Annotated in this window: 16 protein-coding genes, 1 tRNA gene and 4 pseudogenes; 6 read left to right on the top strand and 15 right to left on the bottom strand. The window is 35.6% G+C overall.

Features of this window, described 5'->3' with window-relative positions:
- Positions 1 to 9 precede the first annotated feature (9 nt).
- From A9G45_RS11110 to A9G45_RS11120, 3 genes are all read left to right on the top strand, one after another.
- On the top strand, positions 10 to 795 hold the full coding sequence (locus A9G45_RS11110; protein WP_065568146.1) for a YchF/TatD family DNA exonuclease: 786 nt from the start codon (positions 10 to 12) through the stop codon (positions 793 to 795).
- Entirely contained in the window at positions 785 to 1897 is a 1113-nt protein-coding gene (locus tag A9G45_RS11115) for a ribosomal protein uL16 3-hydroxylase (RefSeq protein WP_065568147.1), read from the top strand. The genes A9G45_RS11110 and A9G45_RS11115 overlap by 11 nt, the downstream gene beginning before the upstream one ends.
- A 185-nt stretch (positions 1898 to 2082) precedes the next feature.
- Positions 2083 to 3318, top strand: a complete 1236-nt coding sequence (locus A9G45_RS11120; protein WP_065568148.1) for an MFS transporter — start codon at positions 2083 to 2085, stop codon at positions 3316 to 3318.
- Between the two features lie 172 nt (positions 3319 to 3490).
- Here the strand turns inward: A9G45_RS11120 and A9G45_RS15065 are convergent.
- From A9G45_RS15065 to A9G45_RS14765, 9 genes and pseudogenes are all read right to left on the bottom strand, one after another.
- A pseudogene (locus A9G45_RS15065) lies at positions 3491 to 3679 on the bottom strand (hemagglutinin repeat-containing protein); the annotation flags it as partial.
- 258 nt (positions 3680 to 3937) lie between these two features.
- Positions 3938 to 4471 carry a hypothetical protein gene (locus A9G45_RS11125; RefSeq protein WP_065568149.1) on the bottom strand — a complete coding sequence of 178 codons (534 nt, stop codon included), beginning with the start codon at positions 4469 to 4471 and terminating at the stop codon, positions 3938 to 3940.
- 7 nt (positions 4472 to 4478) lie between these two features.
- Positions 4479 to 4712, bottom strand: a complete 234-nt coding sequence (locus A9G45_RS11130; RefSeq protein ID WP_065568150.1) for a hypothetical protein — start codon at positions 4710 to 4712, stop codon at positions 4479 to 4481.
- Between the two features lie 2 nt (positions 4713 to 4714).
- Positions 4715 to 5416 (bottom strand): annotated as a pseudogene (locus A9G45_RS11135) (hemagglutinin repeat-containing protein); the annotation flags it as partial.
- A gap of 300 nt (positions 5417 to 5716) precedes the next feature.
- Positions 5717 to 6091 carry a DUF3969 family protein gene (locus A9G45_RS11140; protein ID WP_065568152.1) on the bottom strand — a complete coding sequence of 125 codons (375 nt, stop codon included), beginning with the start codon at positions 6089 to 6091 and terminating at the stop codon, positions 5717 to 5719.
- Between the two features lie 80 nt (positions 6092 to 6171).
- Complete coding sequence (locus A9G45_RS11145) at positions 6172 to 6438, bottom strand: hypothetical protein (protein WP_065568153.1); 267 nt, start codon at positions 6436 to 6438, stop codon at positions 6172 to 6174.
- 478 nt (positions 6439 to 6916) lie between these two features.
- Positions 6917 to 7336 carry a DUF596 domain-containing protein gene (locus tag A9G45_RS11150; RefSeq protein WP_065568154.1) on the bottom strand — a complete coding sequence of 140 codons (420 nt, stop codon included), beginning with the start codon at positions 7334 to 7336 and terminating at the stop codon, positions 6917 to 6919.
- Positions 7308 to 7862 (bottom strand): hypothetical protein, encoded by a 555-nt coding sequence (locus A9G45_RS11155; RefSeq protein ID WP_176701649.1) that lies wholly within the window; start codon positions 7860 to 7862, stop codon positions 7308 to 7310. Before A9G45_RS11155 ends, A9G45_RS11150 begins: the two co-directional genes overlap by 29 nt.
- 3 nt (positions 7863 to 7865) lie before the next feature.
- Positions 7866 to 7997: a hypothetical protein gene (locus A9G45_RS14765; RefSeq protein WP_255307152.1), complete on the bottom strand. Its 132-nt coding sequence runs from the start codon at positions 7995 to 7997 to the stop codon at positions 7866 to 7868.
- A 110-nt stretch (positions 7998 to 8107) separates the two neighbouring features.
- Between A9G45_RS14765 and A9G45_RS15070 the strand changes: the two are divergent.
- Positions 8108 to 8741: pseudogene (locus A9G45_RS15070) on the top strand (integrase core domain-containing protein).
- A gap of 40 nt (positions 8742 to 8781) precedes the next feature.
- A pseudogene (locus A9G45_RS11165) lies at positions 8782 to 9043 on the top strand (integrase core domain-containing protein); the annotation flags it as partial.
- 679 nt (positions 9044 to 9722) lie between these two features.
- On the opposite strand, the gene A9G45_RS11170 reads toward A9G45_RS11165, so the two are convergent.
- The 4 genes from A9G45_RS11170 to A9G45_RS11185 all read right to left on the bottom strand — a co-directional run bounded on the left by A9G45_RS11170 (position 9723) and on the right by A9G45_RS11185 (position 13235).
- Positions 9723 to 9798, bottom strand: a tRNA-Gly gene (locus A9G45_RS11170).
- A 71-nt stretch (positions 9799 to 9869) separates the two neighbouring features.
- A complete protein-coding gene (locus A9G45_RS11175; RefSeq protein ID WP_065568155.1) occupies positions 9870 to 10127 on the bottom strand; it encodes a DUF1145 domain-containing protein in 258 nt (85 codons plus the stop codon).
- The gene (gene rsmD, locus A9G45_RS11180) at positions 10127 to 10690 is read right to left on the bottom strand and encodes a 16S rRNA (guanine(966)-N(2))-methyltransferase RsmD (RefSeq protein WP_065568156.1); all 564 of its coding nucleotides are present in this window, start codon (positions 10688 to 10690) and stop codon (positions 10127 to 10129) included. The genes A9G45_RS11175 and rsmD overlap by 1 nt, the downstream gene beginning before the upstream one ends.
- Positions 10691 to 10703: 13 nt before the next feature.
- A complete protein-coding gene (locus tag A9G45_RS11185; protein WP_065568160.1) occupies positions 10704 to 13235 on the bottom strand; it encodes a PBP1A family penicillin-binding protein in 2532 nt (843 codons plus the stop codon).
- Positions 13236 to 13492: 257 nt separating this feature from the next.
- Between A9G45_RS11185 and A9G45_RS11190 the strand changes: the two genes are divergently transcribed.
- Positions 13493 to 13897, top strand: coding sequence for a protein YgfX (locus A9G45_RS11190; protein WP_081297902.1), 405 nt, complete (start codon positions 13493 to 13495; stop codon positions 13895 to 13897).
- Positions 13898 to 13943: 46 nt separating this feature from the next.
- Here A9G45_RS11190 and tusA read toward each other — a convergent pair whose 3' ends face one another.
- The gene (gene tusA, locus A9G45_RS11195; RefSeq protein ID WP_065566163.1) at positions 13944 to 14180 is read right to left on the bottom strand and encodes a sulfurtransferase TusA; all 237 of its coding nucleotides are present in this window, start codon (positions 14178 to 14180) and stop codon (positions 13944 to 13946) included.
- Between the two features lie 16 nt (positions 14181 to 14196).
- A complete protein-coding gene (locus tag A9G45_RS11200) occupies positions 14197 to 15003 on the bottom strand; it encodes a Cof-type HAD-IIB family hydrolase (protein ID WP_141672097.1) in 807 nt (268 codons plus the stop codon).
- Between the last annotated feature and the right edge of the window lie 71 nt (positions 15004 to 15074).

The raw sequence follows: 15074 nt of genomic DNA on the forward strand, positions 1-15074 counted from the left end.
GAGATCTTTATGTTTTTAATTGATTCCCACTGTCATTTGGATAGCTTGGATTTTAGTACTAAATCTATCGAAGATGTTTTACAAGAAGCAAACAACAACGATGTTAAACACTGCTTAAGCGTGGCAACAACATTATCGGGCTATGAATCGATGAAAAAGCAACTTTTGCCCTACAAAAATCAATGCTCGTTTTCATGTGGAATTCATCCGCTTAACCTTGATGATGAAACGTACGATGCGGAAAGATTTGAAATCTTAGCACAAGAAGACAACGTTGTAGCACTTGGAGAAACAGGGCTCGATTACTATTACCAACAAGACAACCTAGAATTACAACAAACTATATTTAAAGAACATATTCGACTAGGTCGAAAGTACAGCAAACCAATTATTGTTCATACCCGTAATGCTAAACAAGACACTTTAAAAATATTAAAAGACGAGCATGTCTATTCAGGTGTACTACACTGCTTCACAGAAGACATCGAAACCGCAAAACAACTATTAGACATTGGTTTTTATATTTCATTTTCAGGGATTATCACCTTTAAAAATGCCGAAAATCTGCGAGAAGTTGCTAAATATGTACCGCTTGATCGTATTTTGGTCGAAACTGACTCTCCTTATCTTGCCCCTGTTCCATACCGAGGAAAAGAAAATCAACCCGCTTATGTTCGTGAAGTTGCACAATATTTATCTGTGTTAAAAGGTGTTTCATTGGAACAGATCGCACAAAAAACCACGTATAATTTTTGTCAATTATTCAATCTGCAAGGAAAATTAAATGAATTATAAATTAGCCATTGATTGGGATGATTTTTTAACAAACTATTGGCAAAAAAAGCCTGTAATCTTGCGTAAAGCGTTTGCTAATTTTATTGATCCTATTACGCCTGATGAACTAGCAGGTCTAGCAATGGAAGAAGAGATAGATAGCCGTATCGTATCGAATAAAAATGGTATCTGGGACGCGCAATTTGGGCCATTTACCCAATATGATGACTTAGGTGAAGATCATTGGAGCTTGCTAGTTCAAGCCGTTGATCATTGGCATACGCAAGCAGCGCGCTTAATTGAACCATTTAAATGCCTTCCACAATGGCAATTTGATGACTTAATGATTTCTTATGCAACACAAGGTGCTGGCGTTGGACCACACATTGATAATTATGATGTCTTTATTATTCAAGGTATGGGGCGTAGACGTTGGCAAGTAGGTGATCGCAATCAAAATTATAAGCAATATAGTGCACACAAAGCATTATTGCATGTTGAAGACTATCAACCAATCATTGACGAAGAGATCACCGCTGGTGATATTTTATACATCCCCCTAGGTTGTCCACATAATGGCGTATCAATTGGTGAATCATTAAGTTATTCTGTCGGTTTTATAACGCAAACATCGCAAACATTGCTAAGTAACTTTGCCGATTATATCATTGATAACTTACCAACAGCTATTTATTATCAAGATAAAGATTTGAAGCTACCTGACGATCCGTACCGAATCCAACCTTATGAACTTGCAAAAATACAAGATCAACTCATCGACTTAATCAAAACACCCAAATTATTCAACGACTGGTTTGGCAAGCATATTACAATACCTATGCACGATTTAAATATTATCCCAGTTGAAACGCCATACGATTATTATGAATTTGAATCACTACTAAAAAATGGCGCACAGTTACATCGGGTTCCCAGCATTCGTATACTTAAAGTGGGTGATTTTGGCTACATTCATGGTGAAAAAATTGATTTACCTATGCCAATTATTGATCTGCTTTGTAAAACAGACACACTATGTTACCAACAGATACAAGACAAAAATACACTTCAAGTAATGCATGATTTTGTCAACAAAGGCTATTGGTATTTTACTGAAGAATAACATAACTTATCCACCGATAATAAAATAGGTGGATAAAAATACAATTTAAAAGCTTTAAACTTGGCTTTTTATAAGTTTTAAGTATATACTTGCCCCGCTATAATTTACCTGCCGTTTAATCACAAATTAAACACCATAAAACACAAATTTTAAGTAACTATCTATTTTAATAACTAGAGGTAAACATGAAACCTGACGTAGACTTCGCCACGCAAGCTGAAAGTGAACACACAACCCCATATCAAAAGAAAACACTTTTTGCATCCACAGTAGGTTATGCACTGGATGGCATGGATATGATGATTTTAGCCGTCTGCTTTAACCTAATTTCAGTCAGTTTTAACCTAACAAAAACAGATTTAGGAACTTTAACATCAGTAACCTTACTTGGCGCAGTATTGGGTGGTATTTTATTTGGGGTGCTTGCAGATAAATATGGACGAGTAAAAGTCTTTTCATGGACAATTTTGATATTCTCCCTCTTTACTGGGTTATGTGCAATTTCACCTAACTATGAATGTTTTTTGATATTCCGTTTTTTAAGTGGGCTTGGACTTGGTGGCGAATTCGGCATTGGTATGACCTTAGTTTCTGAAAGCTGGCCTAAACATAAACGTTCAAGAGCCACATCAATTGTGGCATTAGGCTTTCAAGTCGGTATCATTTTGGCTGCACTAACGGTAAACTTTATTGGTGAAGTTTATGGTTGGCGCTGGGCGTTTGCCATGGGGGTTCTACCTGCTCTATTTGTTGCATGGACACGTAATGGATTAAAAGAGCCAGAAATATGGCAAAATCTAAAAAACCAAAACAAAAACCAAATTGCTATAGGTAAATTATTTAAAACTCCACGAACTACAGCAACAACACTAGGATTAACCATTGCTTGTGCTGTACAAAACTTCGGCTTTTATGGGCTGATGGTTTGGATGCCAAATATGATTGCAACAGAACTCAAATTACCGTTTAAAAACACCATGTTTTGGACCATTTCAACCACCATTGGCATGTCATTAGGGATCTTAATTTTTGGCTGGTTATGTGATAAATTTGGCCGTCGCCCTTCTTATATCCTATTTTTATTCATTTCAGCTGTTTCGATTTGGTTCTATTTCCATCAAACGGATATGTTGATATTAATCATATTTGGCTCAGTCATTGGCTTTTTTGTCAATGGCATGATGGGCGGATACGGTGCATTGCTTGCTGAACATTATCCAACTGATGCACGCTCAAGCGCCGAAAATATTATCTTCAACGTTGGGCGAGGTATCGCGGGAATATCCCAAGTGCTTATCGCTTATTTAGCCGAAATATACTCAACTAGCTATGCACTTGCATTACTTTCAGCGGCTTACTTATTATCAGCAGCTGCATTTGTCTTTTTAATACCTGAAACAAAAGGTAAAGCGCTAGAATAAATAGATAAATAAAAGACAGGGCGCTTGTTCTGTCTTTTATATCAGCGTTTATATCAACTTAACCTAATAATAACTAATCCTCGCCAAAATATGAGACTATACTCGCCGATATCAATGCGTTATTAAGGTAATACGGATTTGGGTATTGCGCTGGTGATATCCAGCCATCAGCTCAATGTCGGCGAACCCGCTTATAATTGGTTTTATAGTGATCCGTATCTTGCAGTGATTGGATGTTTAAGTTGTTACCCACATCCATGTTGACTGTGTTGCCTTTTAATTGGTCGCCTATGATGTTAGTGTCGTTGCCCGTTTTGATGGTGAGTTTGTTTTTCGCATCAATCACGCTTTCTGTCCAAGCACTACCGTCCGCATTTTCTCGCTCTCGGCTAAAGTTGGCATTGCCTTTAAAGCGGAAGTTAGAGGATAATTACAACCAATTTTGTAAAAATAATTCAGGAGTCTATACCGTTTCGTTTTGGTTTTTTGTTTGGTTGGATTTGGTTTTGGGTTATTGTTGAGCTTGTTTTAGATTGTTTCTTGCCTTTTTATGAGATGTTGGTTTCAGCTCAGCGATATCTTGCCAAAGCTGAAAACCAATAAATCAAAAAAACATTCGCTATTTAGGAATTTTTCCTGTCCACCAAATCGGCTTTTCATCCGCGCCTAAGTTATCAAAAACAGATAAAGGTATATATTTATAACTTATTGAGTAAGGTAATGTAGTTATAGCCACCATTACTGGTTCATACTCATAATCCGGATCTGATTTAAAGCCCTCATAATTTATTTTGGCAGATTCAACACAATAATGAAATGCATAAAAATAACCATTAAAAATATCATATAAAGTTGATTTTGTTCTGTCTAAATCACTTTTGGCTTTACCTGATAAAATAGGACCCCAATCAATGGCTTCTCTATCTAACTGTTTAAACTCTTCCTCAACCAATTTCATTAAAGATTCAGCCGTATCTAGCTCTTCTAATTTTAAATATCGACGATATAAACGGTCTGTTAAAATAGACCAATTTTCTTCGGGGTATTTGGGTTGCAGATAATATGAAATACAATCAAAAAATAATTTCATATCACTGTCCGTACCTAGAATAAATACAGAGCTCCCACCTCTAATACCAATAGTTATTAACATTATTTAATTACCTTTTATCTTTTAAACATTCAATTTGTTCTCGTTTAATGATTCCGTTAGATTTTCGAATGATTCCTTGTATTATTTTAAATTCTAACGCTGGCGTTAAATGCTGCCCTCTAACATCTATCCGAACTTGTTGTTGCATACCATTTGGTAAATGTCTTTGTCGTTCAATGGCTTGTTTAGAAATATTATTAATCAGATTATCAGAATATTTTTCTATATTATAATTTTTCACTTCTATTGAGCAAGTTGTGCCATTACAAAAATCGGTTTTAGCGTGTGGTTCGCATTCTCGGTATCTTGGCTTAATGCGTTGATATCCTGTTGTTGTTTGTCCTGATTGCGGATGATGAGTTGACCTTGCTCTATCGCTAAATGGGTAATGCTTGAATCTTTTTCACTGTTATGGTACGCCATTTGAGCGCTCGCGCCACCTGTGCCTCCACTGACCAAGATATGGCTGACGTTAAATTCGGCTTTGTTTTTGATATCACTAAAGCTGATTGTGCCTATATCAAGGCGGTTTTTACTGGTGTCTTTTGCTTCTGAGGAGATTACCGCTCCTTTTAGGTCGGTGTTGTTACCTACCTTGATGTCAAAACCACCTTTGCCGGCAAAAATACCCGATTGGCCGGTGACACTTGCCCATTTGCTGTCGATGTCCATACTCGATAATGAGCCGTTGGCACTAAAGCCACCACTACCACTGACCGAAGCACTGATTTTTTCGTAATCATAGCCGTCCGTATCTTGCAGTGATTGGATGTTTAAGTTGTTACCCACATCCATGTTGACCGTGTTGCCTTTTAATTGTCCGCCGATGAGGTTAGTATCGTTGCCCGTTTTGATGGTGAGCTTGTTTTTGGCATCAATCACGCTTTCTGTCCAAGCACTACCGTCCGCATTTTCTCGCTCTCGGCTAAAGTTGGCATTGCCTTTAAAGCGGAAGTTAGAGGATAGTTACAGCTTCGTTTTGTAAAAATAATTCAGGAGTCTATACCGTTTTATTTTGGTTGGGATTTGATAGAAAAATTAACTACCACCAGATAGATAAAAATTTTATAAGGCGTGTCAGATTAAGTTTGAACTGACACACCATGTCATATTTACGGCACAGTTATTTAACGGAAATACCAACCTCAGCTTCATTTAAAATAGATACGGTTTGATGTTCAGTCATTTTTTATAACTAAATTCCCTCTTACTTTTAGCATAGAGAACTTTCTACTTTTTTCTGTGCTATTTAGGATAATGGTTACTACCTGATGCTTCAGAAGTATGAATAGAAATATTTTTATTAATTAATCGACCAAATTCAGGCTGTTTTCTAATCATATTTATTACATTAACAATTAATTCATCAATTCTATCGTCTAATTTATCAGGCAATAGGCTTTCATAGTCTTCAAGCTCACAACCATCAATAATTAGGTTTGATAAGTCATTTGTAAAATTATTTTGGGATAATAATTTTGATACTTTTGGAGTAAAAATAAACCCCTCTGCCTCATCAATCGAAATTACTTTATTTTTTAACGCATATAGAGTGCCTAATAAAAAAAGATCAACAAACTTTTCTGATTGCTCTTTATCAATACTGTAATATAGCTTCATTTTATAAATTGCTCCAATCTGTTTTGACTTTCACATTAAAAACTCTACCACTTTGGCTACGAAAATAGTGAATTGATACTTTATTTTCCTGTAGCGTCATATCCATCTTTATAAACCTTGCTCCAACGCCCTGATTCAATTTTTCTTAATTGTTCCAACAAAGGTTTATCTTTAACTGTATTATTAACTGTTCCAGTTTGTACATCTCTAAACCCTTTTGGATAATTAGGTGAATCTTTAATAGAATTATAAGTATTTTTAATTTCATTAGGATCTCTTGAGATGTTATTCCTATCACTTTTATCATCGTCATCATCAGGCGGTAATCCTGGGACACCGTTTACCACAGTAGAGCTTGAGTTTTCTTATACTTTATTTGGTGAATTATTATTTATACTTGCATCTATCACCTCATAACCAATAACCGTAAAAATTCCTAATGTTTTTCTACATGAATTGTGTACTAAGTTTGGGGTATTTACACCTTTTAGGTCGATGATGTTGTAAAAGAGTTCATGTTATTCTTAGCTATCATTCTTAAAATAAAAAACCAAATAAAATCAATATCTTTTCTGACCAATTTTTGTGAGTAAAACGGTAGATTGGCGTGTTATTTTGTATTTTGAATAGGCAAAAACAAGTGCACTATGTGTAAAAATCAATTTAAAACTATTATTCTTCAGTTATTATTAGAGGACTTGGTGACAGTGTTAACTGCCACCAAATAAATAAAAGTTTTATAAGGTATGTCAGGTTAACAAATTAACTATCACCCTTAACTATTTAATGCCCAAAATTTACAAGAAGCTTAAACAACTCAGCAAACTAAGTCCACTCTAACGAACCATCTTCATTAACCCACACCGCTTCTGCTGGACAAGACTCATCAAAAAACCAATAATCATCCATCAGTTTTTGTTTATCAAACATGCCGTCTTCTGTTTTTGGAAAAGCATCATAAAACAGTTTGACTTGTTCATCGATTGAGCCTCCTAATAACTGACCATTTTTTGCTAATTTAAGCCGACCTTCTTTTAATAATCTTTTCACAAAATAAAAAAAGAGTTCTTTTCTCTCTTGAAATGGAAATTTTTCTTCATTAGATTTTAGAGCTGAAAGCATATTTGGTGAAGTATATGCCCATAACCCATTAAAAGACTGTAATCTAGAGCATTCAACTATTTCATTGTATTCTTCTTGATTCTTTATAAAATATTTATCTAAATTTAATTTCAACTTTATCATGCAATCCCCTATATAACCTAGCTAATGCTTGACTATTTCTTATTTCAACGGTCCAACGTGCACCAGTATTAGAACTCGACACATTTCTTAATGTAATATTTGTACCATCTTGTAATCGTGCTGTATAAATACCATCTCTAACTTTGGTTAATGGCTGTCCAGCTAGTTCCTCCGCATAATTATATATTTGTTTATCGGTCAAATTTTGACTTTCGTAAATTCGAGTTGTATAACGATTACCACCATTTTGCCTAATTAATTGTCCATCAATTTTTAAATCTGTGGTAGGGTTATTTTTATCGTAGATATCTTTTAATTCGTCAAATCGCTCTTGTTGTTTTTGTTTTTGATATTTTTGGCTATTTTCATTTTGTCGCTTATCATTATCTCCGTCATCATCAGGCGGTAATCCTGGGGCTCCGTTTGCCACAGCAGGGCTTGAGTCTTCTTGTTCTTTATTTGGCGAGTTATTATCATTTGATGAATCATCATCAGATTTTATAAGAACGCCATCTCTACCTGTCATCAACTATTCTTGAAATGATTCCGTTTCTTCTGCTAGAATTGCACTACCGACTACTACCCCACCAACGATAGCACCACCACCACCTATCATTCTTACATCACCATAGCGATATTTACAGGAATCGGTAACACACAAATTATTATTCTCAACCGCATTTTTCCCCGCAGCAATCCTGTAACTACCCCCTAAAATAGTACAGCAAAAAATTATAAAATTCTCTGATAAAAGTAAAAGAGGATTCAATTATGAAAAAAATGACTGAACATCAAATCGTATCTATTTTAAAAGAAGCAGAGGCAGGTATTCCCGTTAAAGAGTTGTGCCGTAAATAGGGCATGGGTAATTCAACTTTTTATAAATGGCGGGAAAAATAGAGCGGAATGGAAACGTCGGATATTAAACGCTTAAAGGAGCTGGAGGCCGAAAACCGTAAGTTTAAACAGATGTTTGCTGAGCTAAGTTTAAAATCACAGCTCCAGGAAGAAATCATAAAAAAGCTTTAGTGCCCACAAAGGCACGTAAAACGTAGGCATAGGCGCTAAAAAAAATCATTCAGTCATTATTACGAGGCATTAGGCATTGATATTGGCGTGAGTTTACCCGCAGGTAGAGCGACTCGTTATTTGGATAAACTGGGCTAAATCACATGATATAACCATTGATTATATAGAGCCTAGTAGCCCATATCAAAATGGCTATATTGAACGATTTAATCGTACCTATCGCACTGAGGTGCTCGATTTATACCTATTTAATAATCTAGAACAAGCAAGAAAGGTAATCGAAGAATAGCTAACCCTTTATAACACCGAAAGACCGTATGAGGCACTAAATAACATGACACCGATTGAATACAAAACACTAAAACAGGCTGCTTAATTTTCTACGTGAGTTGTGTACTAAGTTTGGGGTATTTACAATTGAAAAGCATGATTATCAACTTTATCCGGCGATTAATGATATTGACCATACTAAGACAAAAGCTATGTTGCCACAAACGAATGGGATCTGCGAGCGCTTTCATAAAACTATTTTACATGAGTTTTATATGGTGACATTCCGTAAAAAAGCGTTATTCAGATTTAGAAACACTCCAAACAGATCTGGACAATTGGCTGCATTATTACAATAATGAACGAACTCATCAGGGAAAAATGTGCTGTGGTCGAACACCAATTTAAACATTGCTTGATGGAAAACGGATCTGGGAAAAAATCTGAACCAGATTTAACCTGACAGACACCCAATAAAAACTGGTAACTGTCAGATTAGGTTTGAGCTAGTACATAGTATATTGGCCTGTACATCATAAAATAGTCTTGCTGCAAAAGGATTAATGTTACCATTTGTTACCACTTAAAAAACTTCAATAAAATCAATAGCTTTTCTGAATGACTTTTATCATACTCGATTCCCCGTTCTTTTTGACACCGCATAACCTATCTCCCTGATTGGTGAGCTTAACCGTACTTTATGTTGCTAATAGAGCGTTTTGATATTATCAAATAACCGATTTGATTTTGATTCACGTTTACGCCAAGTGTAATAATCTGGCACGCTAATCTTTAATTGACGGCTGATCGGAGGTACAAAATGCTATGACAAATGTTGTTCCCTATATTTATACTTCACCGATTTGGATTATTGATAAAGCACACTGACACTTTTTTAAGATGCTATTTGTCATTTTCAGTTTTTTAGCAAGCTGCATATTAGATAAGGCATAACTCACCGTCTATTGTTTATAATCTGTCCTAAACTTTCGGTACTATAATGTATTCTCGTATGATTTTTACTTATATTCTAGAGAAGGCATTTACCCATTTTCTTGGCGAGTATTACAATACTGTGATGTTATATTGGAGCGGGAAACGAGGTTCGAACTCGCGACCCCGACCTTGGCAAGGTCGTGCTCTACCAACTGAGCTATTCCCGCTTATTTGAATACTTCGGAAGAAGTGGAGAGCATTATACAAAAAATTTTTTATTTGGCAACTATTTTTGCTTTCATTTTTTATCTTTCCAGCTAAGTGATTCAAAAACACCAAATAAGAACAAACGTAATACTTTAAATTTGTCTTGCTGCTTTTCTTGATTGGTCATGGTAGAATTTAACATCAACGCTTGCAAACCATGAGTAACAGCAAACGCAATTAAACCAACATTGGCGACCACATTGGCTGGCTTTGGATAAGGGTGAATAAGGTTAAATAATAAAAACAACCATATAAACGAATATAATACTTTACCAATAAATATAAACATTAAATGCCTTCTTGTATAAAAAGATAACTGTGAACCTGCCCAGCAGTTTTTTCGCGATGCAAATGCCAATGAGTTGGAATATAAGCTGTTAAATCATGCCCTATTTCTGTTTCAATATAAATATAAGCTGATGGTTTTAACCAGTTGTTATTACCAAGCGCACTCACCGTTTTTGCTACCAATGCTTGATGAAATGGTGGATCGATAAATACAATATCAAACTGTTTTTCAGCAGGCTTATTTAACCACTGTAAGGTGTCAGTATGATAGACATTGATAGTATCTTTATCAATAAGCTGTTTGTTTTTATTAAGTAGTTGTGCTACTTGCTTATCTTTTTCAAGCAAGGTAACACTTTTAGCGCCTCGCGATGCGGCTTCAAATCCTAATGAGCCGCTCCCTGAAAAACAATCCAAACAATCACTATCATGTATCACTGGCATTAACCAGTTATATAGAGTTTCTTTGATACGATCCGTGGTTGGACGCAACCCTTGTTTGTCTAAAACTGGCAATTTACGCCCACGCCATTTTCCGCCAATAATTCTTATTGAACCATTCATTTTAAATCCTTTATCAGAAAAGCTCTGAAGTATTACCCTCTGAATCTGTTACACTAGTACCAACTTCCTGCGTAGCATAACTTGTTGGTTCAGTCCCTTTGATAAAATATTCTGACATTGTTTTAGAGCCAGATTGAGGCAGTAATCCTGTTTTTTCATCGATAGTAACAGAAATGACATTCTCTGGTTTGACATCTTCTCTTATTGGTACATCTTTTAGGGCAACTTTCATATAATCAACCCATACAGGATTTGCAGTCACAGCCCCTGCTTCAGCTCGGAAAGTTCGCCCTAACTCACGCCGGTGATCATCAAATCCCATCCAAACAGTCGTTACAATATTGCCACCAAATCCAGAAAACCAAACGTCTTTAGATGCATTGGTCGTTCCTGTTTTACCGCCAACATCTTTCCTGCCCAATGCTTTTACACGCCATGCAGTACCTTGCCAATTTGAACCACCGAATACAATAGAGCGAAGACCATCTTTCATAATAAATGCGATTCCACTATTTACCGTATGCGGTGCATATTTTGGCGTTACATCAATCGTTTTATTATCGAGGTTTATATCTGGCAATACGATATTATCATCTGATTTAAGGTTGGCTTGTTCTGGTTCTTCATTATCAGATCCATCAGATTCATTCTCAACATTATCTAATGATATTGATTTTGCTTCTTCTGTAACAACATCATCATTACAATTTTGACAAGCAATCACCGGTTGATGCTGATAAATTGTACCAGATCCATTATTGTATTCTATTTTTTCAATTAAGTATGGGGTAATTAAATAACCACCATTAGTGATAACAGAATATGCTCTTGCTACTTGTAACGGTGTAAATGAAGCAGAGCCTAACGCTAACGATTCATTATGTGAAATATTTTCTTTAGGGAATCCAAAACGCTCTAAATAAGTCGCAGCATAATCAATACCAACTGCACGCAAGGCTCTTACCATCATTACATTTTTAGACATACCTAGCCCTATTCTTAAACGTAATGGGCCAGCATAATTAGGCGGCGAGTTTTTCGGGCGCCATGTAGCACTACCTGTAGAGCGGACAATTGGCGCGTCATTAAGAAGTGTAGCCATTGTTAAACCTTGCTCTAACGTTGAAGTATAAATAAACGGTTTAATATTCGAACCTAATTGTCGAAGCGCTTGAGTTGCTCGGTTAAATTTACTTAAATTGAAATCATAACCGCCTACAATTGCTTTAATGGCGCCATTATCTGAGTCAAGCGATACTAAAGCAGCATTAACTGCTGGGATTTGTGCTAACTCCCAATTATCAGCAGATTTTTTCACCCAAATTAGTTGTCCTGCTGTTAACGTGTCAGACACCTTTTTAGGAAATGCCCCCTGCCGAGTATCACTAATAAATGGTCGAGCCCATTTCATATTTTGATATGTAATAGTAATATTACTTTTATCAGATAATACAGCCGTTGCTTCTTTATCTGATGAAGTCATGACAACCGCTGGGCACATACCGCTATAACAAATATATTTATCAAGAGTTTGTTGAATTTGCTCCGAATTCCATGGCGTTTCATTTTGCTTCCATAATACTTTTTCAGCACCTCGATAACCATGCCTGATATCATAATCAATAATATGTTTTTGTACTGATTCAGTAGCCGCTATTTGATCTGTTTTCGAGATAGTCGTATAGACTTTATAGCCGTCCGTATAAGCATTTTCACCAAACTTATCGTACATAAATTGGCGCGCCATTTCAGCTACATAAGGAGCAGAAAATTCAATTTGTGGTGAGTGATAACTTGCTCCTAAAGGTTTTGTAATCGCTTCATTATATTCAGCTTGAGTGATATAGGATTGATCTAACATACGACCTAACACCCAATTACGTCTAGCCAATGCACGATCAGGGTGTGAAATAGGGTTAAACGCAGATGGCGCGTTTGGTAAGCCTGCTAATAAAGCAGCTTCATCAATGGTTAACTGTTCTGGTGTTTTACCAAAAAATGTATAAGATGCCGCTGCAACACCATATGCTCTAGAACCAAAATTAATCATATTAAGGTACAGTGCCATGATTTCTTCTTTCGATAACTCTTTTTCCATACGAATAGCCAAAATTACTTCTTTAGCTTTACGGGTTATGCTTTTTTCAGGAGTTAAGAAAAAGTTTTTTGCGACTTGCTGAGTGATTGTACTACCACCTTGAGAAAACCCTTTATGTTTTAAACCAATATACATCGCTCGAGCAATACCAATTGGGTCGATACCAAAATGTTCATGAAAACGAGCGTCTTCGGTTGCTATAACGGCATTAACCACAATTGGAGGAATTTCGTTATATTTTAATGGGGTTCTACGACGTTCACCAAAGGTAGCGATTAGCTCGCCATCTTTACTTAATACTTGCATTGGCGTTTGTAATCGAACATCTTTTAATGTTGTAACGTCCGGAAGGTCTTTAGAATAATAAGCATAACCAGCAATACCAATAACCAAGCCACAAAGAAATAAACCGATGAATAATTTTAGAAGAAATTTTAACACTTTAATTAATATCACAAATCTTTCCTATCTAAATTTTTGAGGCAAAAATAATGGCATCAGAGTTATCTCTGCGCCAAATTTACTCAACCTATCTTTCGATAAGGATCTTCACATTGACATTAAAAGAAAATGCTAATGATTGATCGCTCACCCATTAAAACACACTAAAATTGTGTGCATTATCTCCCATCTTTAGCATTATTTTAAGCAATTTTTAAAGAAATCGTGAAATAATTCTATTTTAACCCAATACATCTTACATTATGTGGAGCATAAAACTTAACGTATCCAAGCTACAATTAATGATTTCAACTCTGTTTTATTCAATACTTATGATGCTTTGTCTAGTCATGTTTGCTAATACATCCTTAAATACTTATACCTTTATTATTCTAATCTTATTAATAATTCAATGGTGGCATAGCCTATGTTATTTCAAAACAATTAAAGGTGAATTTGTGTTATTTCACACTATCAATCAAATTTATTGGCATAAACAGCGCTGGTATTTAATGCATACACCGCTTATATTCCGCTATGTTATTATCCTGAATTTAAAATCCAGACATGACGGTAAGCACTGTACACTTTTGTTAATGGCCGATAATCTTCAAGCCAATGACTGGCGTGCATTACGTTTTTACCTAAAACAAGTTGATCTAACTTAACTCACGTACTTTTTTTATAAAATTTTTCATCAAAATAGCTGTTTAACTAATGTGATTTTTTAATCCAGTACTGATAAGGTTGAGACTCTATTTGTGATGACAGCAATTGGTGCTCCATATGGCGACAAAAACTAGGAACATCACGGGTCGTCGCCAAATCATCGGCAATCACATAAAGGACTTGCCCGATAGCCAGATCTCGAATTGCTTTCCTGATTAACATAATCGGTTCAGGACAGCGCAGTCCTAATGTATTGAGTTCTTTATCAAAAATTATATTCATTTTTTGAATCTGATCATTATAAAAATAATTTACTTAGGTAATGTGGCACAGCCTCTTCAGCATTTGATCCAATAACCTCTAATTTTGGTAACAATGCCTTTAGCTCAGCACTGCCATTTTGCATTATGCAACCTTTACCGGCAGCTTTTAGCATTTCGTAGTCATTCATGCCATCACCAAAAGCAATACTGTCTTGTAAACTGTAGCCTAGTTTTTCAACAACCTTTTTCAATGCACTACCTTTAGACACATTTTCAGCCATTACTTCAAGGCAATTTAATGTTGAAAAGGCAATGCTAATTTTATTACCGAATTTTGCTTCTAACCGATTTTTTAACTGAACCAAATGTGGGTAAAGCGCATCGTCAGTAGTAGTAAAATAAATTTTAGCAATATCATTAGTATCAAAATCAAGTGGGTTAAATAACTGATAAGTAAACTGGGTGTCTTGGTAAAATTCTAATGAAAATGTATCTTCTTTATTGATTAACCAATGATCACCACGATATAAATGAGTATAAACTAAAGGGTCATCCATACTCATTTTAGCTATTTCACAAGCAAGCGATGGCTCAATACTTTGGCTAAAAACTAAATTGCCCGCACTATCATGCACTCTCGCACCGTTAGAAGTAATCATAAAAGCATCAATTTCCATATTTTCCCGCATTTGGGCAACATCAATGTGGTGCCGACCAGTTGCAAAAACAAAATGGATACCTTTTTTACGAAGCGCTTGAAGAACTTGTTTGGTATAAGGCGATAAGCTATGTTCAGGTGTTAATAAAGTACCGTCTAGATCAGAAGCAACAACATGCATAATATTCTCTACTTTTATAATAAATGGTAATAATAACGACTAAAATTATAGACTTTAAAACAATAATTACTTAT

The sequence above is a fragment of the Gilliamella sp. HK2 genome (genome assembly GCF_001690265.1).
Lineage (GTDB): Bacteria > Pseudomonadota > Gammaproteobacteria > Enterobacterales > Orbaceae > Gilliamella > Gilliamella apicola_C.

Coding starts and splice junctions, on each gene's coding strand:
- A9G45_RS11110 (WP_065568146.1), top strand. CDS start 10: ATGTTTTTAATTGATTCCCACTGTCATTTGGATAGCTTGGATTTTAGT.
- A9G45_RS11115 (WP_065568147.1), top strand. CDS start 785: ATGAATTATAAATTAGCCATTGATTGGGATGATTTTTTAACAAACTAT.
- A9G45_RS11120 (WP_065568148.1), top strand. CDS start 2,083: ATGAAACCTGACGTAGACTTCGCCACGCAAGCTGAAAGTGAACACACA.
- A9G45_RS11125 (WP_065568149.1), bottom strand. CDS start 4,471: ATGTTAATAACTATTGGTATTAGAGGTGGGAGCTCTGTATTTATTCTA.
- A9G45_RS11140 (WP_065568152.1), bottom strand. CDS start 6,091: ATGAAGCTATATTACAGTATTGATAAAGAGCAATCAGAAAAGTTTGTT.
- A9G45_RS11150 (WP_065568154.1), bottom strand. CDS start 7,336: ATGATAAAGTTGAAATTAAATTTAGATAAATATTTTATAAAGAATCAA.
- A9G45_RS11155 (WP_176701649.1), bottom strand. CDS start 7,862: ATGACAGGTAGAGATGGCGTTCTTATAAAATCTGATGATGATTCATCA.
- A9G45_RS11175 (WP_065568155.1), bottom strand. CDS start 10,127: ATGTTTATATTTATTGGTAAAGTATTATATTCGTTTATATGGTTGTTT.
- rsmD (WP_065568156.1), bottom strand. CDS start 10,690: ATGAATGGTTCAATAAGAATTATTGGCGGAAAATGGCGTGGGCGTAAA.
- A9G45_RS11190 (WP_081297902.1), top strand. CDS start 13,493: ATGTGGAGCATAAAACTTAACGTATCCAAGCTACAATTAATGATTTCA.
- tusA (WP_065566163.1), bottom strand. CDS start 14,180: ATGAATATAATTTTTGATAAAGAACTCAATACATTAGGACTGCGCTGT.